Origin of the sequence: Streptomyces sp. MK7 (genome assembly GCF_032658145.1) — a bacterium.
In the GTDB taxonomy this organism is placed as follows: domain Bacteria; phylum Actinomycetota; class Actinomycetes; order Streptomycetales; family Streptomycetaceae; genus Streptomyces; species Streptomyces spiralis.
The window spans coordinates 19,127-41,940 of sequence record NZ_JAVACL010000047.1 but is presented as its reverse complement, the minus strand read 5'-3'; the positions used below and the strand labels follow the sequence as shown (position 1 = coordinate 41,940).

Sequence of the window (22,814 nt, the reverse complement as noted above, 5' to 3'; positions counted from 1 at the left end):
TTCAGGCCCGGATCTCACGCACGACGACCGTGCGCGGCTTGCCCTGGGACGTGTCGTACGAAATCTCACGTCCGGCGGGCTGCCACATCAACGCGTGCCCGAGCGGGGAGGAGGGGGAGACGATGTCCGCCTCCTCGGTGGGCAGTTCAGCAACGGTGTACAGGTTGTCCTCGTCCACCTGGCCGTCGAACTCCAAGACGAACAGCGCGCCGGGGATCACGACGTCCGGGACGGCCGGTTCCCGAACGACGCGGACGGTGTCCAGGAACGTCCGCAGGAAGGTGAGGCGCTTCGTGCGCCGGTCACGCCGGTCGCCCTGAGTCTTTCTGAGGAAGACGAGCTGGGCAGGGTCCGCTCCCTCGGGTGTCTCGTCAGGTGCGTCGAGGGCGGCCTGCAACTGCTGCACCTCGCGGACCAGCCGGTGGAACACGGTGGCGGGGATGTCCCGGGCCGAAGCAGGAGCCGTCTCCGGGGACGGACTGGGCAGCGACTCGCGCGGGTCGGCCGCTGCCGTGGGCTCCGGCCGATCCGGCGTCGCCCGGACGAGTTCGGCGTGGGTCCCGAGGCCCGCGCTCACCACGCTCTGCTGCTCGATCGCGACGTCCTCACCGGCCGGCTCGGTCTCGGTGTGCTCCTCGCCGGCGGTGACCACGATCTCCTCCGGCTCATCCCGCACCGGCTCGATGCCCAGCCGTTCCAGCTCGGCCCAGAGCGGAGCCAGCGCCTGCTCACGGTCGAGGTGGAACCGGCTGCCCCGGATCCGGACGAACGTCCAGTCGACGCGTTCCAGGTCCCGCTGCCGGGCAGCACCGGTGGGGGCGTCCTCGCCCTCGGCGAAGGAGTCGCCGTCGCAGGCGACCGCCAGTCGGCGTGTGCCGCCCTCGACGACCAGGTCGATCGTGTGGCGGCCCACCTTGTATCCCGGACGGACCCGATAGCCCCGCGCCGTCAGCTCCAGGTACACCTTCTGCTGGAACAGACTGTCGAACGCTTCGTGCCGGACGTCGGGCAGCACCTCGCCCTCGACTGCGGCGCTTTCCTCCTCCGCAGGCCGGGTGAGGTGGTCCAGCCACCGTCGGCGCAGATCGTTCTCGTGGAACTGCTCGACCCGCGCGCTGTGGAACACCCACACCTGGTCCTGGGCGCGGGAGGCCGCCACGTTGATCCGCTGCTCGTAGGTCTTGCCGTTGAAGCCGCCCGGAACGGTCCCTGCCGCGGTGGTCGCCGAGTTGACGCAGGAGACGAACATGATGTGCCGCTCGTCGCCCTGGAAGTCCTCGGCGTCGCCGACCCGGATGCGCCGTTCCTCGCGCTGCTCGTAGTCGAGGCGCTCGACGAGCAGGTTCTCCAGCTCCGTCAGGTGTCCCTTGCTGGCGCGGAGACTGATGACACCCATGGTCCTGCCGTCGTAGGCGGGGTCGGCGCAGCAGCGGACGATCGCGTCGACCAGCGCCTCGGCCTCGGCGGTGTTGGTCAGCCGGGAGTTGGCGCCGACGGCTTCGCCGTTCTCCACGTACACGGTGCGGACCGGGGGCAGCCGGTCCGCACCGTACTGCCGCAGAGGCAGCAGATCACGGTTGTAGCAGAGGTCGTTGGAGAAGGAGATGATCTCCGGCATGCACCGGAAATGCTCCTTGAGCATGAGCGTGCCGCGGCCCGCCGAGAGGGCTTCGGTCAGGTCGAAGAAGCTGGACTCGGGACCGAACAGGCTGCGCACGTCCGGCTCCAGCGCGGTAAGCAGACGGTCCCTGAGGTGGAAGTACTCGTCCTGCTTCAGGCCGACGTTGGACGGGCTGACCTGCTTGCTGTCGCCGACGACGACCATCCGGTCGGCGAGCCAGCTCAGCAGCATGGCCTCCAGACCCGACTGGCTGGCCTCGTCGACGATCACCACGTCGAAGATGCCGGGCCGGTCCATGGGCACCGTCTCGGCGACCTGGTGCAGGGGCATGATCCAGGCCGGCACCGCCGTCTGCGCCTTGCGCAGGGCGGCCTGGGCGTCGCGCCGGTAGCGGTGCTGGTACTTGCCCTTGATGCGCCGGGCGGCCTGCTGATACGCGCTGAGCGCCCGGGACTGGTCGCCGGTCAGCAGGCCGAGGCAGCGGTGCCAGGCGCGGGCGGCAGCGAGCCGCGCGAGCATGATGCGGGCTTCGTCGTCAGCCTCCGTCAGCCGCCTGCGCAGGGCACGTTCGGCCTCCGGGTCGGTCAGCCGCTCCATGCGCTCGCGCCACGCGGACCAGGCCCAGGCCTCGGCGAGCGTGGGCAGCCTGGTGTCCCAGGCGGTGTCCTCGGGCGTGCCCGCGATGCGGTCGGCCAGAGCAGGAAAGGCATGACGGACACGAGTGAGAGCCATGTCCTGTTCGGCGCGCAGCCGGGCGGCCTCACGCACCTCGGCCATCTCGTCGCTGAACGAGCGGTAACCGTCGGGGTCCCGGTCGCGCACGGCGTCGAGGGCGTGCACGACCGAGGGTGCGACACCGGGCCGGTCGTTCCAGGCCCGCAGAAGTTCCTCGGTGTCCGCGATGACCTTGCGGGACTGCTCGGCCGCGCGCAGGGTGGTCGCCGCGCGCAGCAGGGTTCGTACGGCGTTCTCGACGGATGCGTCGTGCCAGGTGGCGACGGCAAGGGCCGGCGAGGTGGCCGCGGCGGTCAGCACGTCGGTACGAGCGGCGGCGACGGCGAGCAGTGCGTCGAGCACCTCCGCGTCCTGCCGCAGCCGTGCGAGGCGCGGCCCGTGTCCGTGCCAGGCGGCGACGGGAGTGCCCCACTCGGACTCCACCTGCGACAGGCGCAGTTCGAGCTGAACGCGGGCGAGGACGACGGCCGCCGTCGCGATGTCCTCCGGGGCCCGTCCGTCGACCCGTACGGTTTCCACGAACGCGCCGACCGTTTTCGCCAGCTTGGAGCGCATGCCGAGGGGCCCGCGCAGCTTCTGGCCCTGGCCGAGCCCGTCGTGCAGCGCGGTGGCCTGGGCCAGCGCTGCGGCCGGGTCGTACTGCTCCAGGCCGCTGACCATGGCCGTGCCCAGGGTGGCGAGGGAGACGTCCACGGCCGCCAGTGTCTCGGTGACGGCGGCCCGGCGGCTGCGCGCCTGCCAGTCCTGGCCCTCGGTCACCTGCTTCAGGAGCGTCCCGGCCCAGTCGCCGGCCGGGACGGCGAGGGAGGCCGCACGGGCGCGGGCGGCGGAGAACGCGTCGAGTGCCGAGGACAGCCGCTGCTGTTCGGCTTCACTCAGGCTCCGGACGGCCGTGTCATACTGCGCGCACAGAGGGTCCTGACGCGCGGCGGCATGCGCCTGCTCGGCCGACTGTACGACGCGCACCGCGTCCTCGAAGTCGCCGGGGGCCGGCAGTTCGGAGGGGCCGGGCACGTCGGCCGCCAAGGCCCGGTGGTGCGAGGTGTACGCCCGGGTGGTGTGCAGCAGGCGCAGGGCGTCGGCGGCGGTCAGCGTCGGCTGTTCCTGCGAGACCGGTCCCAGCCAGTCGTACCGGTCCGCCTCGGCGGTGAGCCGCTCGGCGATCTCCTGGAGGCTGCCGCTGTAGTCGCCGATCTCCGCGTCGAAGCGATGGGTCTCCTGTTCGCGCAGCACGGCGAGGTCGCGCAGCATGGTCTGCTGGACGGCGCGGGCCTTGGCGAGGCGTGACTGGAGCGCTTGGATCTGCTTCCGGGATTCCTTCGCGTCGTATCCGGCGTACTCGCTGAGGATCCGCTGCACGGACGCCTCCAGCTCGCGCTGGGCGGCCGCGCCGTCCTCGGTGCGGCTCACGCACAGGTCACGGATGGACTCCGGCAGTTTGTCGCGCAGCACGCGCAGTGCGCGCGGGGTGTGGCTGGTGATGAGGACCCGCTTGCCCTGGGCGAGCAGGTCGGTGACCAGGTTGGCGATGGTGTGCGTCTTGCCGGTGCCGGGTGGGCCCTGGACGACGACCAGCCGGTTGGCGCGCAGGCGTTCGGCGATCGTGCGCTGTTCCTCGTTGGCCGGCAGCGCGAAGTACATCTCGCCGGTGTCGTTCGCCGTGCTGTCGTCCTCCGCCGCCGCGAGGTCCGCCGCCGTCAGCGCACCGTCCCGGCCCGCGATGTAACCGAGCAGCTCGGTGGGCGGGGTACCCGCGTCGATCTGCCGTGCGATGGCCTTGAGCGCGTCCATGGTGGAGCGGCGGCTGCGCTCGCGCAGGACGAGTGCGGGAGTGAGTCCCACGTGCGGGACGTCGAGGCTGCGCGGTTTGGCGCGCTCCACGCTCGGGGCGTAACTTCCGGCACTGTGTGCCGCGTTGACCCAGCTCCGCAGGGCGGTGTGCACGGCGTCGAGATGTTCGGGGTCCGTCACATCGGAGGCGCCTTCCAGCACCTCGACGATCTTCTCCCGCACGGGTCCGGGAACGTGCTGGGCCCCTTCGAGCATGCCCTCTTCGAGTTCCAGGCCGGCTCCGGTCGGGTCCGGGGCGGCCGTGAGCGTGCCGGTCGACGGGTCCAGCCGGAGAGTGGCCCTGTGAGTGACGAGGTGCCGTTCCACCCGTTGCCCGGAGGTCGTCTGCCAGATCAGCCGCCCGAGTCCGAGGACGAGTTCGTAGGCCTCTCCGAGGTTGGTGGCGTCCTCGTGCATCTTGTGCAGCCGGTCGTACAGCCTCACGACGGGGTCGATGGCACGGCGCCGCTCCGCCCAGGCGAGCCATTCCTGCTCCCAGGCGGCGTAGAGCTTCTCGATCTTCTCCCGCTGGGGGTGCTCGTCCAGCTCGTGGTAGGTCTTGTCGAGCGGTATGCCCCGCGACCAGTCGGGGAACTCGGGTTCGACGCGCCGGCGCAGGTGCGGGGCGCGGGTCTGCTTGAAGTCCCGAATGCGGGTCTCGTCGACCCAGGGCGCGAGCAGGGGCTTGGGATGCGGGGCGTCCTCGCGTTCGGGGCGTGCGACGGTCAGCCAGGCCGGCTCGTCGGTGGCGAGAACGCCGTCGATCATCATTTCGACGCCGTCGTCGTCGGGCAGTTCGTCGAACCACACGGTGCCGGCCGCACCGTCGAGCGTGCGCACGGGGCGGGTCTTCGACTCCTCGGCCTCGGCCAGGAACCGGAAGATCTGCCGTACGCGTGTGGCGTCGAGCTCGTCGGCAGACAACTGAGGTGTTTCTGACTGCGTGACCTGGGGCCCGGGGCCGGCCGGCTGAGCCGGAACGGCGTCGAGCGCGACACGCCGGGCGTGCGGCTGCCCGGCTCCGTCGGCGGAGTGGCCGAGGTCGCCCACAGGTTCGTCCCGCGAGCCTCCGTCCGCGAACAAGGACTGCTGATGCTCACCGAACAACACGGCTTGGTCGGACAGCACCTGCGCGGCCCGCACATCGGCGAGGCCGGTGCCGAGGGATGCCGGTACGGGGGCCACGGCCGTGGTGAAGGTGACGCTCTCCCGGTCGTGCGCTCGCGGAAATCGGACCTCTATGTCCAGTTCCCCGGCGGTGCCGGCCGGAATGCTGTAGGCCCACGTCACGGAGGCCCTGCGTCCGTTGCGCAGGGTGCCCGTCAGGGCGTCGTCGAGCACGTCACTGCGGTAGTCCTGCACCTGACGGCCCGTCTTGCCGAACGGACCGCCGCGCACCAGCAAGGTGATGCCGTCGATGTCGAAGGGCCGTCCGGTGCCGTTGCTCAGATGCAGGGTGCAGCGCACCAGGTCGTCGCCCGGCCGGTACCCGTGGCCGTCGTCAGGATCGGACAGTTCGTACGGAACTACATCATCCACCCGTACGTACAGGCCATCACCGTACTGGTAGACGGAACCGACCGGCTGCAGATCTTCGCTGCGCCCGCTCTCATCCTGGGTCACACGCCCCACCCCACTGCTGCTGAGGGCCATCCGGTGGCCCATCCGGTGATATTCCGCCCGGCCACCCCGAGCGCGGCCACAAGGTACCCCCCTGGCGCGCCGAACTCGGGTGTGAACTGAGCACACGCGGCGAGCGTATCAGCAGGGGCGGACATCCCACCCCGTCATGAACGCCTCACCCTGTCCACATCACCACTGATCCGCGATCAGTCAGCGACACCAACTCGCCTGCGGCGACACCATAGCCGCCGCCGGTCGCCGATTAAACAGTTGACTAAGTTCACAACCACACGGCAGCATGTTCTTGGCGTCACCCATGCGGTCTGCGTGATGCCAATCCCAGAGAGAGGTAATCACGCCATGCACATGGAAGTGGTCGACGTCTCGCCCGAGTTGGCGGCACAGTGGCTCACACGCAACACCAACAACCGACCTCTCAGCAAGGCCACGGTGCAGCAGCTGGCAGGACAGATACGGCGCGGGGAATGGCAGTTGACCCACCAGGGCATCGCGTTCGACGATGACCAGAGCCTGATCGACGGACAGCATCGACTGGCGGCCATCGTCAAGGCGGGTGTCACCGTGCCGCTGACCATCACGCACGGCGTTCCGCGCACCGCCTTCACCGTGATGGACACGGGCCGCAAGCGCACCGGCCGTGACGCGCTCGCTCTCGCCGGCGAGGCCAACGCCACCCACCTGGCATCCGCCCTGCGCGGGCTGCACCTGTACCTGAACGCCCCCAACTCCTCGTGGAGCGGGGGCTCGTCGGTTACGAGCAACGACCAGCTCCTGGATCTGCTCGGAGAGCACCCCGGTATCCGCGACGCCCTGCACCACGGCATCGCGTTGAACCGGGGGTGCCGCATCACCGTCACGGCGGCCACGATCGGCTGGTACGTCACCAGCGAGGCCCGACCCGACATCGACCAGTCCGCCTGGGAGGAGGGAGTCGTCACGGGCGCGCGTCTCGAGCCGGGCGACCCGCGTCTGACTCTGCGCAACACCATGCTCAACCTGGCCCTGGGCAACGCACACCGGCGCCGCGACGACTCTCGCGAGCACCTGCTCTACTACGTCAAGGCGTGGAACGCCTGGGTCGAGGGCCGCAGCATCAAGCTGCTGCGGCGCTCCCCCAACGAGACGATGCCGCGCATCTCCAGCCGCTCGGCTCCGACATCGGCGGACGACAACGCCTGAAAAGGATTAGATTCAACAGGCAGCCACCCCTGAGCCCGAGAGACCGACATGGACGGGGCCGGGCCTGCGCACCCGTCAGGGACGCCCGTAGGAAGGGAGGCGCATGCGCGCCCAGGAGATCACGTTCCTCAAGCTCGTCCAAGGGGACAAACAGTTTCAGGTGCCGCTCTACCAGCGCACGTACAGCTGGGGCAGGGAGCAACTCCAGCGGCTGTGGGAGGACATCGGTGAGCTCGTCGAGCAGCATCTTGCCGGCGAGTCGGCGGCTCCCCACTTCCTCGGCTCGGTGGTGCTCGCACCGGGCCAGATCCAGGCGGGCGGGGTGCAGAGATGGCTGGTGGTGGACGGACAGCAGCGGCTGACCACGCTGATGCTGGCTTTCGCGGCGCTGCGCGACCACCTCAAGGAAACCGGTGACGCTCGCGGGGTGGACCGGGTGCACCGCCAGATACTGGTCAACGAGTTCCACGAAGGCGCGGACCACTACCGGTTGCTGCCCACTCAGGCGGACCGCGAGGCGTACACCGCCTGTGTGCAGTCCCGGGCCGACGCCGGCGGAGGCGACAACATCGGGGCCGCCTACCGGTTCTTCCGCGGTGCGCTGGCGGAGGGGCACGAGGCCGGCGACGAGCGGTGGACCGCCACGGTCGAGACTGTCCTCAAGGACCTGCTGTCCATCGTCGAGATCACCGCCGAGTCCGGGGACAACGTCTACCGGATCTTCGAGTCGATCAACAACACGGGTGTCGGGCTCAGTCAGAGCGACCTTTTGCGCAACTACGTGTTCATGCTCCTGCCCAAGCGAGGCGAGCGGATCTACCAGGAACTGTGGTTGCCCATGCAGCAGAGCCTGGGCCCGAAGAATCTCGAACTGCTGGTCTGGCTCGACCTGGTGGTGCGCGGCCACTACAAGACCAAGCAGAGTGAGATCTACCGCGAGCAGCAGAAACGGCTCCAGCCGCTGGCCGGTGACGAGGACGCCCTGCAGCAGGAGATCGAGCAGTTGGCCGAGCGGGCCGGGAGGTTCCTGCGCATCGTCGATCCCGCCCGTGAGCAGTCCCCCGCCCTCCGCGCGGTCCTGGAGCGTCTGGCCTCCTGGGGTGGCCAGACGCACTATCCGCTGGCGCTGCACCTGCTCGACCTTGTCGCGGGCGGCCGGACGACGCCCGACGACGCGGCGCAGGCCCTGCGCTACGTGGAGTCCTATCTGATACGTCGCCTGATCTGCCAGACGCCGACGACCGGCCTCAACCGGATCTTCATGGAGGCGCCGAAGGAGCTGGAGACCGACCGGCCGGCCGCCGAGGCGGTACGGCGGTTCCTGTCCGGTCGGCGCCGTCGCTGGCCGAGCGACGAGGAGCTGCGCGAGGCGATCCGCACCAAGCCGTTCTACTGGAGCGGCCGTCCTCCACAGCGCAGTTACATCCTCCGCCGACTGGAGGAAAGCTACCGTCCCTCCGAGCCCGTGGACTTCGCCAAGGCATCCCTCAGTGTCGAGCACGTCCTGCCGCAGCGACCCGCTCCGGCGTGGTTCGACCTCCTCTCCGAGGAGACGGAGCCGAACCAGACGCCGCAGGAACTGCACGACCTGCTGGTGCACACCCTCGGCAACCTCACGCTGACCGGCGACAACACCAAGCTGTCCAACCACCCCTTCGAGCGCAAGCAGCAGATCCTCGACTCCAGCGCCCTGCGCATGAACCTCGAGATCGCCTCGGCACAGCGCTGGGGCAAGGCGGAGATTCTGCAGCGTGCCGACCGCCTGGCCGACCGCGCGGTGGAACTGTGGCCCGGTCCGATCGGCGGGGCCAAGCCGGTCGGCGGGGAGTCGCCGGGCTGGTCCGAGCTGCGTGCCGCGCTGGTCGCGATGCCGAGCGGCACGTGGACGACGTACGGCGACGTCGCCGAGCTGATCGGCAGCCACCCGGTGGCCGTCGGCGCCTATCTGAGCGCCAACCCGACGGTGATCGGCGCCTACCGGGTGCTCACCGCGGAGGGCAAGATCTCGCCCTCCTTCCGCTGGGCGGACGGCGACGACCGGCCACCACCGCAGGACCTGCTGACGAGTGAGGGAGTGCGCTTCGATTCCTGGGGCCGGGCGCATCACTCACAACGCCTGACCGGCGCGGAGCTGGCCACGTTGCTGGGCAAGGACGTCGCGCAGCAGGTCTCGCACGGCCCGCTCCCCGAGGGGGAGGACTCGGTGGCGGCCGAGCGCTTCCGGTCACAGTTGCAGGAGCACTGGCCGGACGCGTACCCCGGCGTCGTAGCGGCCCTCGACTTCTGGCGCCGACAGGGCGGTTACGTCAACTACGGCCGGTACGAGGAGACCAGTTGCTTTCCGATGCTGGACGCCGGCACGAGCCGTAGCCCCCACCTGCTCTGGCCGATCGCGGTCTATCCCGTGAGCGGCACGGTCGAGGTGGTCTTCCAGTACCTCAAGACCCGCACCCCCTTCGACGACACGGAACAACGCCGGGAGCTGCTGAACCGCCTGAACAAGATCGGCGGCATCGAACTGCCCGAGGCGAAGCTGGAGCTGCGTCCGTCCTTCTCAGTGAGTGTCTTCGCGGAGCACAGTGAAGAGATCTGCGAGGTGCTGGACTGGTTCGTGGGGGCGGCGGCTCTGGATCTGGCGCGACGGGACTGAATGTGGTCGGGCACACCGGTAGGGGGGAATCTTTCGTGCAATTGATCAACGGCATTGCGCTGACACGCAACAACGAGGTGCGCAGCGAGAAGACCGGCACAACCTGTTCGGGTGTGCTCTCCCGGGCAACCGCCGTCGAATGGGAGCTACGGCTCCCGGGGCAGCCGGTGCTAACCGTCCATGACAACCGCTGGGCGAACGGCGAGCGGGATGTCGTGCTCTACAAGCCCACGATTGTTCCGGAGATGCCCGCGGCCCTCTCCAACCTGCACAACAGGCTGCGCTCGGGGATCGACACCACGGAGCGGCGCGGGGAACTACGCATCATGGTGTACCCCACGCACGTGGACGGGCAGGACAGACCGCGGTTCATGAGGTCCCTCACCACGGCGGATCTCGCCAGCCGAGTGGGGCTGTCCCGGCTCCGGGAGTTGACCGCCCGGGAGGGCGTGACCCTGAGGGCCGCCTTCGACCGCCCGGATCTGCCCCTGGTGGACCTCGACGATCCGCAGGACGAAAAGCGACTGCAGCACGCCTTGTTCTTCCCAGCAGCCGATGACGAGACGCCCGTGGTGGCCTTCACGTGCTTCAAGGTCTTACCCGTTCTTCGGCACGTCGCCTGGCTGTCGCCGGACGACGACTGAGGGAGGGATAGCCGTGCCGGACGGAGCATGCAGAGGAACGGTGCACGGACTGAAGGGCCACACGGTCTGCTTCACGGGCCGGGTTCTCGTCGACGGCGTGTGGACGGTCAGAGCCACCTGCTCCAAGAGAGCCGCGCAGCGAGGCGCGGTTTCCAAGACCGACTTCTCGCGGAAGGTGACGCTCGTCGTCTACGGCGATCTGGCCAGCAAGGCCGTGACCGACGACAGTCGCGCCTACAGCAGCACGCTCGTCGACGCCGAAGCCGAGCGCAGCTGCGGGCGGCACGTCTGTGTCGTGGACGCGGACGGCTTCTCCGAGTTGCTCAAGGGACGCCCTGCACCGTGCCTGAAGCTGAGAAAGGCGCGTGCCGGACGCGTCCGTCCCGTCGCAGCCCATACCCCCGAAGGCGGCATTCTCGGCGGCCCTCTGCGCGTGCGGCGCACGGGGCAACGCCTGTCCGGTGATCTGACGCTGGACCTCAGCGCTCTGGACAGGGCGACGACCGCACACGAGGCGACAGTCGGAACGCTCATCGCGTACCTCTCACGCCGGGGCATCGAGGCACGCGCGCACGCTCCCGGAGCGCCGCAGTTCGATGCCGGGTGGTCATGCGGTCAGGAGGTGTTCGTCGCCGAAGTCAAGAGCCTGACGGGAGCACATGAGGAACAGCAGATCCGCTTGGGCATCGGACAACTGCTGGACTACACCCACCAACTGCGGACCGCATACCCCAGCACTGTCGTACATCCGGTGCTGATCCTCGAAAGACCTCCGTCCGTGGATCGTTGGGTCCTGCTGGCCCGAAGCGTCGGTCTGCGGCTGACCTGGGCACCCGACTTCGCAGGCCTCTGACGCACACCTCCTGCAATCGTCTTATTGACGATAAGTGGCTCGCGGTGCCAAGCTGACGTGCCACTGATCAACGCCGGTCGGCTGTCGGCTCCCTCCAGGGGGTCTGCCGAGTGCCGCGACCTCATGGAGCCCCCATGGCCAGCGCACCCATACCGAACCCCAGCCTGGATGCCCGGAGTACCGATCGTGCCGCCGGGGTACTGCTCGGCGCGGCCGTGGGCGACGCGCTGGGCGTACCGTACGAGTTTCAGGCGACCCTGCGGGACGACCAGCACCCGCAGATGGTCGGTGGCGGCCTGGGGCCGTACGAGCCCGGCGAAACTCCGACGACACCCAGATGCAGGTGTGCATCGCCGAGGTGGCGGCGACCGGAGCCGATCTGCGCGGTGCCGAGGCCCTCGACGCGATCGCGGTGAACTTCCAGCGCTGGCTGGCAGGCGGCGCCAGCGACGTCGGCAACCAGACCAGAGCCGTCCTCTCGGCCGCGGGGCGAGCGCCCGGGGCCGCTGGCGCGGTCATGCTGGAAGCGGCCCGCGACTACGCCGCCCACCACCCTCAAAGTGCTGGCAACGGCTCGTTGATGCGGACCGGGATCGTTGCCCTCGCCTATCTCGGGGACGCGGACGCGATGGCCGAGGCGGCCATCGCGGTCAGCGCGCTCACCCACCCGGACCCCGACTGCGCCGATGCCTGCGTGCTGTGGTGCTCCGGCATCCGTACCGCCGTCCTGGAGGGGACCTTCGACGGCGTACGAGCCGGCCTGCACCTGCTTCCCCCGGAGCGCCGAGCGCTGTGGGCGGAGCGGCTGGACGAGGCGGAGGCTCACCCTCCGCACCACTTCTCCCCCAACGGCTGGGTCGTCAGAGCGCTGCAGGCCGCCTGGTCGGCGATCACCCGCACCCCTGTCCCCAAGCTGAGCCCGGCCGAAGACAGCTTTCCCGCCCAGCACCTGCGCCTCGCCCTGGAGGCGGCGGTCCGGGCCGGGAACGACACCGACACTGTCGCGGCGATCGCCGGCGCCCTGCTCGGCGCGCGCTGGGGATGTTCTGCCGTCCCGCTTCAGTGGCAGCGGGACGTGCACGGCTGGCCCGGCCTCACCGGGGCCGACCTCGTCCGGCTGGCCGTGCTCACCGCCCGCGGTGGGAGCGATGACGCGGCAGGCTGGCCCTCCGCCGCGCGCCTGCCCGTCTCGTCCTCCACCCCCCACGGCTTCGCGGTCCCTCACCCGCACGACGCGGGGGTGGTGCTGGGCAATCTGGCCCTGGCCCAGGGTACGGAGGCGGTCCCGGTCGACGCCGTGGTCTCCCTGTGCCGCGTCGGTACCGACCCGATCCTGGCCGGTGCCGACGTCGAGCATCTGCGCGTCTGGCTGGTGGACAGCCAGGGAGAGAACGCCAACCTCCACTACGTGCTGGACCAGGCCGCCCGTCAGGTGCTGCGGCTGCGTCAGGAGGACAAGCGGGTCCTGCTCCACTGCGTTGCCGGGCAGAGCCGCACCCCGGCCGTCGCCGCCGCTCTACAGCCACCTGGCCACCGGCACCGACCCCAGGGCCGCTCTGTCGGACCTGCGCGAAGTACTGGTGCACGGCTGGCAGTTGTCGGCCCACCCCGAGCTGCACGACGCGGTGCTCGACCTGGCCGCCGGCGGCCGCTCGGACGGCAGCGCCGCGCGGGCCCAGGAGGAGGACGGGGCCCTCGGCCACAGGGAAGTGGAGGGCGCGGTCGGCGAGCCGGAGCGGTCCGGGGCGTTCCTGAAGGAGAAGGGCGCGGTATCCCGGGTGCGGGGGTTGCTGCTCGGTCTGGCGCTGGGGGACACGCTGGGCGCCGCTCGGGACAAGCTGCCGGCCGACGGCCCGCTGCGGGCCGGGGTCAGCACCCAGTTGGCCTGCTTCACCACCGAGGGCTTGATCCGTGCCTTCGTGCGAGGCGCACACAAGGGGATCTGCGCCCCGGACGGCGTCGTGTGGCATGCCTACTGCCGGTGGGCGGCCTTGCAGGGGTTGAAGGCGAAGCGGTGGTCCTGGCCCGACGGCAGGCCCGACGGCTGGCTCGCCCAGGTTCCCGTGCTGGCCGAGCGGCGCGGTTCGGCACCGGCGACGGTGGCCGCGCTGGCCAAGGCGGAGCACGGCCCGGTGGAGAGGCCCACGGCCAGCCGCGGTTGCCACGCCCTCACCCGTACCCTGCCTGTCGCCGTGGCCGTCGCCGGAAGCGACCGAGCGTACTGGGCAGAACAGGCGCGCCATTTCGCCGCCCTCACCCATGGCGACCCTGCCGCGCACTCCGCGGTGGCACACGCGGTCGTGCTGGCCAGTCACTGCCTGGCCGCGGTCGGCGAGCGCCCGCAGGCGCGGCAGGCACTGAGGGACGGCGTTCGCGCCCTCGCGCGCGCCGACGAGGCACTGACCACCGCTGAGCTCGATCAGCTTGATGGGGCACTCAAGCAGGCGGACGAACACCCCAGGGACGCGGCACGGCTCGCGCGGCTCGCACCGGACGCCACGGCACCCTCGGCACTGCTCGGCGGTCTGTACGTCGCCGCTTCCTTCCCCGATCGAGCCGAGGTGAGCGCTGCTCTGCGCTTCGCGGCCGGGGCACCGGACGGCGACTCGGTCGCCTGCGTGGCCGGAGCCCTGCTCGGAGCGCTGCACGGCGCGGAGGCACTGCCAGTCGACCTGATCAGCCGTCATGAGCTGGCCTGGATCCTCGACACCCTGGCGCGCGACCTCGTCGTCCAGCTCACCGACTCCCCCAGCGGCGGGGAGTACACCGCCGGCTGGGACCCGCACTGGTGGGACCGCTATCCCGGGTGGTGACCAGCGGCCCTGTCGGTGGCGTGCCGGTCGTCCGAGGACACGAGAGCGGCAGCCGCGGTGCGCAGCAGGCGGACGAGTTCAGGTGTGTCGGCCGCGGGGTGGTGCGCGTACAGGAGGTTGCTGGCGAGCATGGCCCGTTCCGCGGTCGTGCCCTGCCGGAAGTTCGCCGAGTCGGCCAGACGGGTCGCCCAGACCGGAACGGTGGCCTTCCACTGCTCCCGCTGCTGCTCGAGGAGGAGTTCGGCCCGCCTGGCCTGAGCCTTGGCGAGGGCGCGCCGGATGTAGACGGACTGCACGGGGCAGTCGGATCCGAACATGGTGCGCGCGAGGTCCCTGGCCCGACGGTCCTGAGCTGAGGGCGTTTGAGCCGTCAGGTACTGCTCGTCGTTCAGCAGGGCCTCGCGCAGTTGCTTTCCCCATCGCTTGAGGTGGGGAAAGCGGGCCTGTTCTTCCCGTACGGCCCTGATGTCCCGCTCCCACTCCTCCAGGCGGCGGCCGAGTTCCTCCGCCCAGTCGGCCTGGACCCGGTAACGATGCACCTGGTGGCGAGAGCGGAACAGTGCGGTGAACCCGCTCAGTTCCTCATCGCGCCGCCCCGCTTCCGCCCGCGCAAGCTTCAGCCCCCGCAGACCGGGATGCTTCAGGTCGCGTGCTCTGGCAAGGCGCCTGGCCCAGCCGCCGTGATACCGCTCGATCAGGACTTGGTCAGGCTGCTGATCAGCCACCTCCTGCAAGAACAAATCGCGGTCGTTCCAGTCCACGATCGATGTGCAAGCGCCTTTCGGAGCCTGGCGCGGCCGGCCGGGGCGGGGCTCCGCGATGACCTCGATGCCGGGCCGGTCGCGGCCCGCGCGGACAGCCGCCGGGTCGGCCAGCGAACCGTGCAGCCCGGCGAGCAGCAGGTCAAGCTTCTCCGCCACCGGCCTCTGGTCCTCGAGCCATTCCAGGGCACGCTCGCTGGCCTGCACCTGCACGCTGAAGCTGCCGTCCCTGCCGAGGAAGTCGGACCCGGGGATGCACCCATAGGCGGCGAGCTCTTCGGTGGCCGCCTTGATGACGCAGGCGTCCCGGTCCTCCGGAGAACCGGCCTCGGCTGTCACGGGCAGGGAGAAGGCCAGAGTGTCCAGGTAGGTGGCGTTGCCTGGCAGCCCCAGATCGTCGTACAGCTCGATGGTGTACTCACCCGGGACGACGCTGCCGATGTAGGCACTCGCCCAGCCATGGACGCGACACGCGCCGCTGTCCTCGTCGTACTGGTCCCCGTCACCCTCGTCCTCGACGTACTCGTCACCCTCACCCTCGTCCTCTTCGTCCATGGGCCCCTCTACGGAGTCCATCGCCCAGGCCTTCCATGCCTCGTCCGGATCGCCGCCTGCGGCTTCCAGAAGCCCGTTGGGGTCGGCCAGACCGTGGTGGAGGGCCGCGGAGGCGAAGTGAACCGCGTCACGGGCACGGGTGCCGACGACGTCCGGGTCGATGCCCGCACGCACCAGAATGTCGGCGTCTTCGAGGCTGCATCCCAACTCGAGGAATCTCACTCTGACCGCGTCGTTCCCACCCATGCCCAAGCCCTCCCGCTCCGCTGATGCCGACGACCTGCTCGGTCGCTGGATGACCTGGTGACCTGTCCCCTGAGGCAGCACCTGTTGTCAAAGACCATCAGTATGAACCGTCGTGCGCTAAGTTCACAACGATTCGCTACCCAGTTCCGCACTCAGGCTGTCCATTGACGCCCTGCGCGCATAGGCTCGCCCGGTAGCACATGCCAACGGGGAGGGGACCGCCCATGCGGAAGCGCAGCCACGTACACGAACAGGCGCTGGAACAGCGCGTCAGGGCACGGGCCCGTTGCAGTACGGCCTACTGATTACGGCCAACTGAGCAACGGACTATGCCGGCTCAGCAATTCGGTGCCGGCCCGTTGACAGCCCGGCCTTGCTCGCGCGGCCGACCTGCCGCGCTGGTGCATCCGCTCTGCCGTGCTCGGTTGCAGCGTCCTCGGACTCCGATTCACCTGACCACCCGTCAGTCCCTCGGCCCGCGCGGGCAGACCAACAGTTCAAGGAAGTGTGCGTGAGCGATAACGGCTCCGGCGGAAGAGTTCAGCCCGCCCGCCCCGGTGACCCCACCCGCATAGGCCCGTACCGCATCGTCGGCCGTCTCGGCGCCGGAGGCATGGGCACCGTCCACGCCGGAGTCACCTCCGGCGGAATGCGGGTGGCGGTCAAGGTGGTTCACCCCGAGCATGCCCAGGATCCCGAGTTCCGGGCCCGGTTCAGGCGTGAGGTGGAACTGTCGTCCCGGGTCACCGGGCCACATCTCGTCCCGCTGCTCGCCGCCGATCCGGACGCGCCGACGCCGTGGCTGGCGACCGCCTACGTCCCCGGGCCGACACTGAACCAGCACGTGAGCGTGCACGGGCCTCTCGACGAAGGAAACCTGTACGCCTTCGCCGCCGCCACGGCACAGGCGCTGGCCGCCATCCACGCCGCGGGGGTGGTGCATCGCGACGTGAAGCCGGCGAACGTCCTCCTCACCCCCTCCGGGCCCCGTGTGCTGGACTTCGGCATCGCCCACGCCGCAGACGGCACCAGCGTCACCCGGACCGGGGTGATGACCGGCACCCCTGGCTGGATCAGCCCCGAGCAGTACCGTCAGGGAACAGCGGGTCCGGCGGGCGACGTGTTCGCCTGGGGAGCGCTCGTGGCCTACGCGGCCACCGGACGGCTGCCGTTCGGGGCGGGCGCTCCCGACGTGGTGGCCTTCCGCGTGATGTCGGGTGAGGCGGATCTGGACGGCGTCCCCACCGCACTGCGCGGGATCGTGGAGAAGGCGCTGTCCCAGGAACCCGGTGACCGCCCGTCGGCTGCCGAAGCCGCCCGTGAGTGCGCGGTCCGGCTGGCCTCCGAGGCTACCCAGGTGGGGGGCGCCGGCTCGGGACCGGCGACGGCCGTGGACATGGTCGCGGCCGTATGGGGCGTGCCTGCCGGGGATGATCCGTCATGGCACCTGACCGTGAGCCGGACGCGGCCGATGAAGCGGCTGATCGGCGGCGCGATCCTCGCGGCCGGCGTCATCGGCGGCCTGGCCGGAGGCGTGGCCGCGCTGCTGCCCGGGGACACAGGCACCGACACACACGCGTCGGCGGCTGCCTCGGTCCCGTCGCCCTCTTCGGCGGGATCCGCGCAACCGTCCGCGAAGACAGTGAAGGGCGGCGCGACGGCGAAGCAGCAGACCGCGGGCGGCGACTCGGCGACCGCGGAGAGCTGGAGCGAGGCGCGAGGGGCTCAGGGCGCGGGCGAGCACGACGTGGCGCGCGCCATCCTGCACGACGAGGGTGTCGTCGCCCAGGAGCTGAGCGACGGCGCCGACTTCTCCCCGGAGACCGTGCGGTTCCACCAGTCGCGCGGGGAGGTCTACCTCTCGTACACACTCAGCTCCGACGAGCAGGGCGCGATGTACGCGGAGACGGAGATCGCCAGGAACATGTGCCTGACGGCGCGGGATGTCGTACTCCGTCTGCACCCGAACCTTCCGTACCGCCGGTACGTGATGGTGAAGGAGGAGCCGGGCCAGGACCCCGAGGTCACCTGGCAGGACGACTTCGTCACCAACTCCAAGTGCCAGGTGGCGGCCGACGACGGTACCGGACAGGATGCTGACGGCAACGCACAGGACTGGGCACCGGACGAGGACGGCCTCGGGCAGGCGATGATCCCCAGCACCGACGGCGACGAGATCCGGGTCGCGGACCACCTCGCCCGGAGCGTCATCCAGCGGAGCAACTCCATGCGCCAGGCTCTCGGTACCGATCGCGTGCTCGGCAACGCGGAGATCAAAGTGGGCTTCGACCCGGGCAACTCGGTGATGTACGTCTGGTCCGACTACGCACCATGGGCCGAGGGCAAGGCCGAGTCATGGGCGGCCATGGCCGCCGGCGAGGCGTGCCGGGCTCTCGTGGCCCAACGGGAGAGCGCGGGTGACGCGTGGCCGTACGCGCGCTACGCGGTGGCGCAGATCGGCGGCAACCACTACCTGATGATGCGTTGGGGCAACGCCACCACCCGGGCCGCCTGCCCTGCCTGAGCGGTACGCCGAGTCGAGGCGGGTTGACCCTCGACCTTGTCGAGGGCCCAGAGTCCCGGGTGTGGAGAACGACATGCGCAGCATCGGAGAGATGGCCCGGGACAGCGGACTGAGCGTGAGCACGCTCCGGTTCTACGACCGTGCCGGCGTCCTGGTCCCCGCTTGGGTGGACCCAGTCAGTGGCTATCGCTGGTACGAGCCGGAGCAGCTCGAGGAGGCCCGGGTGCTGGCCAGGCTGCGCCGGGCCGGTATGCCGTTGGCCGACATTCGCCTGGTGCTGGCCGGCTGGACCGGCGCGGACACGGGTCTGGTGCGCGGGCTCCTGCAAGCGCACCTGCGCCGCCTCGAACTGGGGCTGTCCGACGCCCGCGGCGAGTTCTCCACGCTCCGAGCCCTTCTCGACCACAGGGAGAACCCCATGACGTCACTCCGTACCGCCACCGTCCGGCTGTCCGTCCCCGCACCGGAGCTGGCCGCCGCGCTGGACGCGGTCCGTTTCGCCGCCAGCACCGACTCGGAGCTGCCGGTACTCGGCGGAATCCTGTTCGACGTCGAGGGCGGAGACCTCCAGGTCGTGGCCACCGACCGTTACCGCATGGCTGTCGCACGCGCGCGCCACTGGTCACGATGGCCCCCGCGTGCAGATCGTCGTGCCCCTCCCCCTCGCCGACGCCATGCGGGCGCTACTGAGCGAGGAGGGACCCGTCCGGCTGGCCGTGGACGGTGACCGTGTGACGCTGGAGGCCGGTGAGCGCCAGGCGGTCGGCCAGTGCCTCGATCACGACTTCCCCGACTACCGGCGCCTGATCCACCTGCCCGCCGGACGGCGGGCTCTCGTCGGCGTGAGGGCCTTCCGGAACATGCTCGAGTCCGGTCCGGTCCGGGCGAGTGAGGTACGCGAGCAGGACGGCGTGTCCTACGACCTCAGTGTGCTCAGGGTGACGGACGAAGGCACGGTGACCCTCTGCGAGGAGGGTGAGGACGGGCAGAGCCACGTCGCCGTCAACCGCGAGTTCCTGCTGCAGGCGCTCGCCGCCGGGGCCAGGGACGAACTGCTCCTGGAGTTCGGCGCCCCCACGGCGCCGCTCGCGATCCGCCGGGTCGACGACGAGGGGGCGTTCTCGATACTGATGCCGGTTCGTCTGGAGGACTGACTCGGTCGTCTCGACAACGGTGGCCGCCTACCGCCCCTGACCGGGCAGAGGGACGGTCGCCGTTCATCCGGCTCTGCTGGTCCTGCTGAAGCTCGCTTCCGCTGTGCACGATGACGCGGGGCTGCTGCGGCGCGACGCTGTCCGTGTCGATGTGACCACGGCGGTGCTACGGAGCGCAGGCGACCGGAACTGAACTCCTGCACGCCCCTGCCACTTTGCGTGTACCTGCCCCATACTTCGGGAGGGGTGGCCCGCGTTCGTCCGGGGCCTGGGGGTTGGGGGGCGATCGATGGCTGACGCACGTCTTCATTGGCTCCACGAAGCCGTTTCCGTCTTCGGCTCGGAATGCAAACGGAACCTGACGGGTCCCGGTGACCGCGAGGCAGCCATCCGCAGCCCTTTGGAGCAGCTGTTTCGCACCATAGCCACGCACCACGCCCTACCCGAGATCAGCTGGCACCCGGAGACCCGCATCCCCCACCTCGGCGTGCGTCCCGATTACGCCGTGCGCGTCGACACGAACGTGACCGGCTACATCGAGGTGAAGCGGCCGGGCAAGAGCATCGACCCCGACTCCTTCACCGGTCACGACAAAAGACAGTGGGAGCGCCTGCGGGACCTTCCCAACCTGCTCTACACCAACGGCACCCATTGGCGTGTCTTCCAGTACGGCGTGCAGATCGGTGAAGAGGTCGTACTGCAGGGCACGTTGAAGAGCGCCGGAGAGAAGCTGGCAGCCGGCGACCTGGCCGCCTTCGATGCGCTGGCCCAGGCCGTGCTCTGCTGGAAACCACCCAAGGTCCGGCGCGTCTCGGTACTCGTCCAGCACATCGCGCCGCTGTGCCGCCTGCTGCGCGAAGCGGTACGGGAGCAGTTGCGGGCCGAGGCTGGGCTGGAGGCAGCCGACTCCGCATCCGAACGGCCCTTCACCGGTCTGCGGAGCGATTGGCGCCGGCTCCTCTTCCCGACCGCGGACGACGCGACCTTCGCCGACGGCTACGCCCAGACGGTCACCTTCGCTCTGCTCCTCGCTCACACCGAGGGCATCCCGGTGACCGGCACCAGTTTCCACGAGATCGGCCGCCGCCTCAACGCCGGCCACGCTCTTATGGGCAAGGCTCTCCAACTGCTCACCGACAACGTCAACGAGCGATTCGAGGTGACACTGGATCTGCTCGCCCGCACCGTCGCGGCCGTCGAGTGGGACATCATCCGCCAGGGCAACCGGGACGCCTACCTCCACCTCTACGAGTCGTTCCTCTCCGTCTACGACGACGGCCTCCGCCAGCGCAGCGGCTCCTACTACACCCCCCACCAAGTGGTCGAGGAGATGGTCCGGCTCACCGAGGAGGTGCTGCGCACCCGCCTGGGCAAGGCACGCGGCTACGGCGACGAGAGCGTGCGCATCGTCGACCCCGCGATGGGCACCGGCACCTACCTGCACACCATCATCGAGCGGGTGGCGCGGCAGGCGGCCGAGCAGGACGGCGACGCTATGGCACCCGACGCGATCGGCCGCCTCGCCGAGCGCCTGTACGGCTTCGAGCTCCAGATGGGACCGTTCGCCGTCGCCGAACTCCGCGCCGCCGACCTGCTGAAGAAATACGGCGCCCAGCTCCCGCCGGGTGGTCTCAACCTCCACGTCACGGACACGCTCGACGACCCGTACGTCCAGGAGGAACAGCTCGCGTCGACGTACGCGGCCCTGTCGGTGTCCCGTGCCCGCGCCAACCACGTGAAGGCCAACGTTCCGGTCACCGTGGTCATCTCGAATCCCCCGTACGACGACAAGGCCGAGAACCGCGGCGGTTGGATCGAGAAGCGAGTGAAGGGCCAAGGTCGTCCGCCCCTCGACGACTTCCGGCATCCCGGCAATGGGCGTTACGAGCACGCACTGAAGAACATGTACGTCTACTTCTGGCGCTGGGCCACCTGGAAGGTCTTCGACGCCCATGCGGACGACCGCCACGGAGTGGTCTGCTTCATCACCCCGTCGGCGTTCGCCACCGGCCCCGCCGGACGGGGCATGCGCGGCTATCTGCGCAGGACGTGCGACGAGGGGTGGATCATCAACCTGTCTCCAGAGGGACAGCGGCCGGACGTGGCCACCCGGGTGTTCCCGCACGTCGCCCAGCCGCTGTCGATCTGCGTCTTCGTACGGCGCGCGGATCACGACTCCGAACGTCCTGCACGCGTCCACTACCGGGCTCTGCATGGCAGGCGCGCGGAGAAGTTCGCCCAGCTTCGGGCTGTCCACCTGGACGACGGGGGCTGGCGGGACACGCACGCGCAGGGAGTACGACCCTTTACGCCGGCCACCTTGTCGGGGTGGGACGACTATCCGGCGCTGGACGAATTGTTCCCGTGGGGCAGTCCTGGCAACAAGACCAACCGGTCGTGGGTGACCTCACCGTCCGATACGGTTCTGCGGCGCCGATGGGCCCGACTCATCGGTGAGTCCGATCCCGAGGCGAAGGCGCTGCTGTTCAAGGAGACAGAAGATCGACAACTCGGCAACCGGGCGGTGGGCTTACCGGGGTTCGCCCACCCCGACCGCACCATGCTCGAAGAGTCAGGCACTCAGCCGCAGTTGATCCGCATCGCTCAGCGCAGTTTCGACTGCCACTGGCTCATCGCCGACAATCGGGTTCTCGACCGGCCAAGGCCCGACCTTTGGGAGTCCCTGCAACCCGGGCAGTTGTTTCTCAACCAGCAGAGCAGCCACGAGATCAGCGCCGGCCCCGCCCTGGTCGCCACCGCGTTGCTGCCCGACACGCACCACTTCAACGGCCGTGGCGGCAGAGTGCACCCCGTCCTCCATCCGGACGGCACCGCCAACGTGCCCAGCGGGCTGCTGCGGTACCTGGCAGGCGTTCTCGACGTGGGTGAAGTGCGCGTGCAGGACCTCGCGGCCTACGCCGTGGCCGTCGCCGGGCACCGCGCCTTCACGGAGCACTTCGCCGAGGACCTGCTCACCCCTGGAGTCCGGTTGCCACTGACCCGTGACCCGGATCTGTGGTGGGAGGCGGTCCGCGTCGGCCATGAGTTCCTGTGGGCGGCGACGTACGGCGAGCATGCCATTCCCGGCGAAGTGCGGCCCTCCGACCAGAACGGCGTCCGATTCGCCCGGGGAGATGCACGGCAGGTGCGGTACACGACCGGGATAGGCACCGATGTACCCGACACGCTGTCGTACGACGAGGAGCAGAGCACTCTGCACGTGGGCCCGGGTGCCTTCACTGGAGTGCCGCGGGCTGTGTGGGCGTACGAGGTCGGCGGCATGCGTGTCGTGAAGAAGTGGTTCGGCTACCGGAAGGCGTCCCCCACCAGCCGGAGGACCAGCCCGCTCGACGACATCCACGTCACGTCCTGGCCGAGTCAGTGGACGGAGGAGCTGATCGACCTGCTGAGCGTCCTGCGGCGGCTGGTCGACCTGGCCCCCGCGCAGCAGGCGCTCACCGCGCAGATCGTGAGTTCGCCGGTCGTCACTGTCGCGGACCTCGCCTCGGCGGGCGTTCTTCCTCTCCAGCCCGCGGCGAGGCGTGCTCGGCGTCGCGTCGTCCTGGACTTCGGCGAGTCGGACGAGTCATGAGGGGGCCGGTGCC

Annotated in this window: 9 protein-coding genes and 2 pseudogenes; 9 read left to right on the top strand and 2 right to left on the bottom strand. The window is 69.9% G+C overall.

What is annotated here, in order from left to right:
* Position 1 precedes the first annotated feature (1 nt).
* The gene (locus tag R2S09_RS33450) at positions 2-5,809 is read right to left on the bottom strand and encodes an AAA domain-containing protein (RefSeq protein WP_316745088.1); all 5,808 of its coding nucleotides are present in this window, start codon (positions 5,807-5,809) and stop codon (positions 2-4) included.
* Positions 5,810-6,169: 360 nt separating this feature from the next.
* On the opposite strand from R2S09_RS33450, the gene R2S09_RS33445 reads away from it, so the two are divergent.
* From R2S09_RS33445 to R2S09_RS33420, 6 genes and pseudogenes are all read left to right on the top strand, one after another.
* Positions 6,170-7,009 carry a hypothetical protein gene (locus R2S09_RS33445; RefSeq protein ID WP_316745086.1) on the top strand — a complete coding sequence of 280 codons (840 nt, stop codon included), beginning with the start codon at positions 6,170-6,172 and terminating at the stop codon, positions 7,007-7,009.
* 103 nt (positions 7,010-7,112) lie between these two features.
* Entirely contained in the window at positions 7,113-9,659 is a 2,547-nt protein-coding gene (locus R2S09_RS33440) for a DUF262 domain-containing protein (protein WP_316745085.1), read from the top strand.
* Between the two features lie 35 nt (positions 9,660-9,694).
* Positions 9,695-10,303, top strand: coding sequence for a hypothetical protein (locus R2S09_RS33435; protein WP_316745084.1), 609 nt, complete (start codon positions 9,695-9,697; stop codon positions 10,301-10,303).
* 40 nt (positions 10,304-10,343) lie between these two features.
* Entirely contained in the window at positions 10,344-11,156 is an 813-nt protein-coding gene (locus R2S09_RS33430; RefSeq protein WP_316745082.1) for a hypothetical protein, read from the top strand.
* Between the two features lie 103 nt (positions 11,157-11,259).
* A pseudogene (locus tag R2S09_RS33425) lies at positions 11,260-12,153 on the top strand (ADP-ribosylglycohydrolase family protein); the annotation flags it as partial.
* Between the two features lie 481 nt (positions 12,154-12,634).
* Positions 12,635-13,969 carry an ADP-ribosylglycohydrolase family protein gene (locus R2S09_RS33420; protein ID WP_316745081.1) on the top strand — a complete coding sequence of 445 codons (1,335 nt, stop codon included), beginning with the start codon at positions 12,635-12,637 and terminating at the stop codon, positions 13,967-13,969.
* Here the strand turns inward: R2S09_RS33420 and R2S09_RS33415 are convergent.
* Complete coding sequence (locus R2S09_RS33415) at positions 13,954-15,531, bottom strand: hypothetical protein (RefSeq protein ID WP_316745080.1); 1,578 nt, start codon at positions 15,529-15,531, stop codon at positions 13,954-13,956. The two genes, R2S09_RS33420 and R2S09_RS33415, sit on opposite strands and share 16 nt — an antisense overlap.
* A 511-nt stretch (positions 15,532-16,042) precedes the next feature.
* Between R2S09_RS33415 and R2S09_RS33410 the strand changes: the two genes are divergently transcribed.
* The 3 genes and pseudogenes from R2S09_RS33410 (at position 16,043) to R2S09_RS33400 (ending at position 22,801) form a co-directional block, all read left to right on the top strand.
* Positions 16,043-18,055 carry a serine/threonine-protein kinase gene (locus tag R2S09_RS33410; RefSeq protein WP_316745079.1) on the top strand — a complete coding sequence of 671 codons (2,013 nt, stop codon included), beginning with the start codon at positions 16,043-16,045 and terminating at the stop codon, positions 18,053-18,055.
* 73 nt (positions 18,056-18,128) lie between these two features.
* A pseudogene (locus R2S09_RS33405) lies at positions 18,129-19,209 on the top strand (MerR family transcriptional regulator).
* Positions 19,210-19,609: 400 nt separating this feature from the next.
* On the top strand, positions 19,610-22,801 hold the full coding sequence (locus tag R2S09_RS33400) for a type ISP restriction/modification enzyme (RefSeq protein WP_316745078.1): 3,192 nt from the start codon (positions 19,610-19,612) through the stop codon (positions 22,799-22,801).
* Positions 22,802-22,814 lie beyond the last annotated feature (13 nt).

Bases quoted from the DNA above. Each gene is read 5' to 3' on its own strand.
- R2S09_RS33445 (WP_316745086.1), top strand. From the start codon at position 6,170: ATGCACATGGAAGTGGTCGACGTCTCGCCCGAGTTGGCGGCACAGTGG.
- R2S09_RS33440 (WP_316745085.1), top strand. From the start codon at position 7,113: ATGCGCGCCCAGGAGATCACGTTCCTCAAGCTCGTCCAAGGGGACAAA.
- R2S09_RS33415 (WP_316745080.1), bottom strand. From the start codon at position 15,531: ATGGGTGGGAACGACGCGGTCAGAGTGAGATTCCTCGAGTTGGGATGC.